This window comes from Yoonia sp., assembly GCF_046498525.1.
GTDB lineage: Bacteria > Pseudomonadota > Alphaproteobacteria > Rhodobacterales > Rhodobacteraceae > Yoonia.
The window spans coordinates 1-5,253 of the sequence record NZ_JAWOAN010000216.1 but is presented as its reverse complement, the minus strand read 5'-3'; the positions used below and the strand labels follow the sequence as shown (position 1 = coordinate 5,253).

Sequence of the window (5,253 nt, the reverse complement as noted above, 5' to 3'; positions counted from 1 at the left end):
GGCCGTGCGAACTGCGATTATTCGTTCCACATGGCCGTGACATGGTGGGGCGAGCAGGTGTTCAACGAGATGGAGAGCGTTGTCAAGGACCGCGGCATCAACACGTTCAAGCACTTCATGGCCTATAAAGGCGCGCTGATGGTCAATGATGACGAGATGTATGCGTCCTTCTCGCGTCTGGCCTCGCTGGGTGCCATTGCGATGGTCCATGCCGAAAATGGTGATGTGGTGGCCGAACTGTCCGCCAAGCTGCTGGCCGAGGGTAACACCGGACCAGAGGCGCATGCCTATTCCCGCCCCCCGCAGGTCGAGGGCGAGGCCGCGAACCGCGCCATCATGATCGCCGATATGACCGGCGTGCCGCTTTATGTCGTGCACGTATCCTGCGAAGAGGCGCATGAGGCGATCCGCCGGGCCCGCATGCAGGGCAAGCGTGTCTGGGGTGAGCCGCTGATCCAGCATCTGACGCTGGATGAGAGTGAGTATTTCAATAAGGATTGGGACCATGCGGCACGCCGCGTTATGTCGCCGCCGTTCCGCAACAAGCAGCATCAGGACAGCCTATGGGCTGGGTTGCAGTCTGGTTCGTTGTCCGTTGTAGCCACTGACCACTGTGCGTTTAGCACCGAACAAAAGCGTTATGGCGTTGGTGATTTCACCAAGATCCCAAATGGTACCGGCGGGCTAGAGGACCGGATGCCGATGCTGTGGACGCATGGCGTGGCGACCGGGCGTTTGACGATGAACGAGTTTGTCGCCGTGACCTCGACCAATGTTGCAAAGGTGCTTAACTGTTATCCGCGCAAGGGTTCCGTTCTGGTGGGCGCAGATGCCGATCTGGTGGTCTGGGACCCTGAAAAATCCAAGACGATCACCGCCGGGGCGCAACAATCTGCCATCGACTATAATGTGTTCGAGGGAAAAGAGGTGAAGGGCCTGCCGCGCTTTACCCTGACGCGGGGCCATGTAGCGATCCATGATGGCGAAGTGCGCACGCAGGAAGGCCACGGAAAATTCGTCAAGCGAGAGGCGAATACACCGACGAACAAGGCGTTGAGCACGTGGAAGGAACTGACCGCGCCACGGCCTGTGGAGCGGACGGGTATTCCGGCGACGGGTGTTTGACTTGGCATTTGAGGTCCGGGGCTGCGGGGTGATCTGTGGAAACTGAGACGACGATTGATGCGCAGGGCCTGAACCTGACGTTTGAAACCAATGATGGGCCGGTTCATGCGCTCAAGGACGTAAGCCTCGAGATTGCGAAGGGCGAATTTGTCTCGTTCATTGGCCCATCGGGCTGCGGCAAGACGACGTTCCTGCGCTGTATCGCGGGGTTGGAGACACCGACAGGCGGCACTTTGACCGTCAATGGCATGACACCGGACGAGGCGCGGATGGCGCGTGCTTATGGCTATGTGTTTCAAGCTGCTGGCCTTTATCCATGGCGGACGATTGGCGGCAATGTGAAGCTGCCGTTGGAGATCATGGGGTTTTCCAGAACTGAACAGGCTGCGCGTGTCGCCCGGGTGTTGGAACTGGTTGATCTGGCGGGGTTTGAAAAGAAGTTCCCCTGGCAGTTGTCCGGTGGCATGCAGCAGCGTGCCTCGATCGCGCGGGCTTTGGCGTTCGATGCGGATATCCTGTTGATGGACGAGCCCTTTGGGGCGTTGGACGAAATCGTGCGCGATCACCTCAACGAGCAGTTGTTACAGCTATGGGCGCGCACTCAGAAGACAATTGGCTTTGTCACCCACTCGATCCCGGAGGCGGTATATCTGTCCACCAAGATCGTCGTGATGTCGCCGCGCCCGGGTCGGATTACCGATGTGATCGACAGTCCTTTGCCCAAAGAGCGGCCTTTGGATATTCGCGATACGCCGGAGTTTATCGCAGTGGCGCATCGCGTACGTGACGGGTTGAGGGCGGGGCATGTTGATGACTAGGAGCCCTCGGCGGGAGTTTTTTGGCAAAGATGACGGAGAGAGCGATTGAAGTCCCTGCTTCCTGTCCTGACTGTTGTAGGGGCTATCCTGTTGTTTTGGGTCGTGTCCGTCGTCCCGATGAACATGCATCTGACGGCAGATATGGCACAGCGTCAGGACGTGGCGGTGACGCCTGATACGCCGGCGGCGCGGCAAGAGGTATCGGGGATCGGATTGGCGCTGCGTAATCCGCATCTTTTCGGTATGACCTATACGCTGGACCGCCCAAGGCTGCCTTCGCCGCATCAGGTTGCAGTCGAGATGTGGGATACGATCGTGATGAAGAACGTCTCTTCGCGCCGGTCGCTGGTCTATCACGGGTGGGTGACGCTGTCAGCCACACTGGTCGGTTTTGCAATTGGCACGACGCTGGGAATTATGCTGGCGGTGGGTATTGTCTACAACCGCGCAATGGACATGAGCGTGATGCCATGGGCGATTGCCAGTCAGACGATCCCGATATTGGCGCTGGCGCCGATGATTATCGTGATGCTGGGATCGATCGGGATTCAGGGGTTGTTTCCAAAGGCTGTGATCAGTGCCTATCTGAGCTTTTTTCCTGTTGTCGTGGGCATGGTGAAGGGGTTGCGCAGCCCCGATGCGATGCAACTTGACCAGCTGCGTACCTATTATGCCAGTCCTGCGCAGGCATTTTGGAAGCTGCGGTTGCCCTCATCGGTGCCTTATCTTTTTGCCTCGCTCAAAATCGGAATTTCGGCTTCTTTGGTGGGTGCGATCGTAGCTGAACTGCCGACCGGTGCGCGGGCCGGGTTTGGTGCGCGGATGCTGGTCGGTGACCAATACGGCCAGCCGATGGTGACATGGGCGGCCCTTTTTGCGGCTGCAATCACGGCGGCCCTGCTGGTGGGGTTCTTTAGCGTGATCGAACGCTGGACCTTGCGCCGCATGGGGATGCAGGCAGCATGACGGGAACGGCGATCATCAGTGCCCTGGCGGTCTGGGGCGCGGGCTGGTTTGTGAATGCCCGATTAGCCAATAGTCCCGCGGCACACAGCAGATTGGTAAAGCTGTTGGTGCCTGTGATTTTTGGGGTAACGATCCTGATCATGTGGGAATTGCTGGTCCGGATGCTGGAGGTCAGTCCGGTGATCCTGCCGCCGCCGACGGCGATTGCCAGCCGCTTTGCCGCTGAGTTGCCGACGCTTTGGGCGGATTTCGAACAGACCATCCTCAAGGGCGCGATGACCGGCTACATCATCGGTATGATTGCCGCTTTTGCAGTGGCGGTTTTGGCGGACCGGTCCGAGTTTCTCACGCGGGGCATTCTGCCTGTGGGTGGCTTTATGGCCGCACTTCCGATTGTGGGAACAGCGCCGATCTTTGTGCGCTGGCTGGGCAGTGACTGGCACTCCAAGGCGGCTGTCGTTGCCGTGATGGTGTTCTTTCCCATCCTTGTGAATACGGTAGCCGGTCTGCGCGATACCGCAGCGATGCAGCGTGACCTGATGCGCACCTACGGTGCCGGCTATTGGGCGACCCTTTTCAAGCTTCGCCTGCCTGCCGCGATGCCTTTTATTTTCAACGGGCTTAAAATTGCGACCACTTTGGCGCTGATTGGTGCCATTGTTGCTGAATTCTTCGGCTCTCCGACGGTCGGGATGGGGTTTCGTATCTCTACCTCTGTGGGGCGGCTTGCACTTGATATGGTGTGGGCTGAAATTGTCGTGGCGGCCATCGCAGGGAGCACGCTTTACGGAGTCGTCGCATGGATCGAGGGGCGGGTGACATTCTGGCACCCATCGCAACGCAAATAATGGAGCCCCGCAAAGAGGGCAAAACAACTGACTAGGAGGTCATGATATGAAGAAGTTGATGATGGCGGCAGCTTGTGCCGCAGGACTGGGCGGGGCCGCACATGCTGATGCCCACGCCAACGATGTGGCGCTGCAATTGCAGTGGGTCACACAGTCTCAGTTCGCGGGCTACTATGTGGCCCTTGAAAACGGATACTACGACGACGAAGGGCTGAACGTCACGATCCTGCCGGGTGGTCCGGATATCGCGCCACCGCAGGTGCTTGCCGGTGGCGGTGCCGACGCGATGTTGAACTGGATGCCTTCGGCGCTGGCAGCACGGGAACGTGGTTTGCCTGTCGTGAATATCGCGCAGCCGTTCAAGACGTCTGGTCTGATGCTGACCTGCTGGAAGGATACCGGCATTGAGAACGTCGAAGATTTCCGCGGCAAGACAATCGGCGTCTGGTTCTTTGGCAATGAGTACCCGTTCCTGAGCTGGATGAGCCAGGCCGGTATTCCGACGGATGGTGGTGAAGACGGCGTAGCGGTCCTGCGTCAGGGCTTTAACGTCGATCCGCTCCTGAACCGCGAGGCTGACTGCATTTCGACCATGACCTACAACGAATTTGGTCAGGTGCTGGATGCCGGTGTGTCCGAGGATGAACTGGTGACGTTCAAGTATGAAGACCAAGGCGTCGCCACGCTTGAAGACGGCATTTATGTGCTGGAAGAAAACCTCGAAGATCCGGTTTTCGTCGACAAGATGGTGCGCTTTGTGCGTGCCTCGATGCAAGGCTGGAAATGGGCCGAGCAAAACCCCGAAGCGGCGGCTGGCATCGTGCTCGACTACGACGAAACCGGTGCACAGGGCGAGGCGGCCCAGATCCGCATGATGGGCGAGGTTGCCAAACTGACTGCGGGGTCCAACGGTGCGCTTGATCCTGCAGATTTCCAGCGGACGGTGGATACGCTGCTTGGGGGTGGCTCTGATCCGGTCATTTCCATGCAGCCAGAGGGCGCTTGGACGAGCGTGATCACGGATGCCGCGCTGAATTGACCTGCATTTTGTAAGAACGCAACGGGCGCCGGACCTTTCGGCGCCCGTTTTCTTTCGGCACCAGTCTGTGCATGGTTTGCGGGCTGATTTTGATCCGGGGATCTTCATGACCGACCAAAGCTTTGATGTGATCGTTGTGGGTGCTGGCCTGATGGGCAGCGCCGCAGCACGCCATTTGGCAGAAATGGGCGTGCTTTTGGACACAGCACCGCTCAGAATTGGGATAAGCTCTCAACGTCACAGAAGGCTTTGGCAGTTACTGGAACCGCGCTTGTTTCTCTTCCTGCCTTGTCTGCGATGTGGAAAGTTGCTGGACCTGCGGCTGTAAAAGTCCCCACAACAAAAGGGACTGAGGTTACAGTATGGCGCGGCATCCAATTAAACGGTAAACCGATATTCGGCATTTCAAATAAAAAGCCGACTTTGGGCACATGGGGTATTAAGAGCCCTGCACTTG

The 5,253-nt window shown here is 58.2% G+C and carries 6 protein-coding genes; 5 read left to right on the top strand and 1 reads right to left on the bottom strand.

The window, feature by feature from the left end:
* The 5 genes from hydA to R6T97_RS13240 all read left to right on the top strand — a co-directional run.
* On the top strand, positions 1-1,125 hold a 1,125-nt coding region (hydA, locus tag R6T97_RS13260; protein ID WP_410349773.1), incomplete at its 5' end, for a dihydropyrimidinase.
* A gap of 35 nt (positions 1,126-1,160) precedes the next feature.
* Positions 1,161-1,943 carry an ABC transporter ATP-binding protein gene (locus R6T97_RS13255; RefSeq protein ID WP_410349772.1) on the top strand — a complete coding sequence of 261 codons (783 nt, stop codon included), beginning with the start codon at positions 1,161-1,163 and terminating at the stop codon, positions 1,941-1,943.
* A gap of 45 nt (positions 1,944-1,988) precedes the next feature.
* Positions 1,989-2,909, top strand: coding sequence for an ABC transporter permease (locus tag R6T97_RS13250; RefSeq protein ID WP_410349771.1), 921 nt, complete (start codon positions 1,989-1,991; stop codon positions 2,907-2,909).
* Entirely contained in the window at positions 2,906-3,757 is an 852-nt protein-coding gene (locus R6T97_RS13245; protein ID WP_410349770.1) for an ABC transporter permease, read from the top strand. Before R6T97_RS13250 ends, R6T97_RS13245 begins: the two co-directional genes overlap by 4 nt.
* Before the next feature lie 46 nt (positions 3,758-3,803).
* Positions 3,804-4,796: an ABC transporter substrate-binding protein gene (locus R6T97_RS13240; RefSeq protein WP_410349769.1), complete on the top strand. Its 993-nt coding sequence runs from the start codon at positions 3,804-3,806 to the stop codon at positions 4,794-4,796.
* A gap of 212 nt (positions 4,797-5,008) precedes the next feature.
* Here R6T97_RS13240 and R6T97_RS13235 read toward each other — a convergent pair.
* Positions 5,009-5,253, bottom strand: a 245-nt coding sequence (locus R6T97_RS13235) for a hypothetical protein (RefSeq protein WP_410349768.1), incomplete at its 5' end; no start/stop codon positions are given.

Coding starts and splice junctions, on each gene's coding strand:
- R6T97_RS13245 (WP_410349770.1), top strand. CDS start 2,906: ATGACGGGAACGGCGATCATCAGTGCCCTGGCGGTCTGGGGCGCGGGC.
- R6T97_RS13240 (WP_410349769.1), top strand. CDS start 3,804: ATGAAGAAGTTGATGATGGCGGCAGCTTGTGCCGCAGGACTGGGCGGG.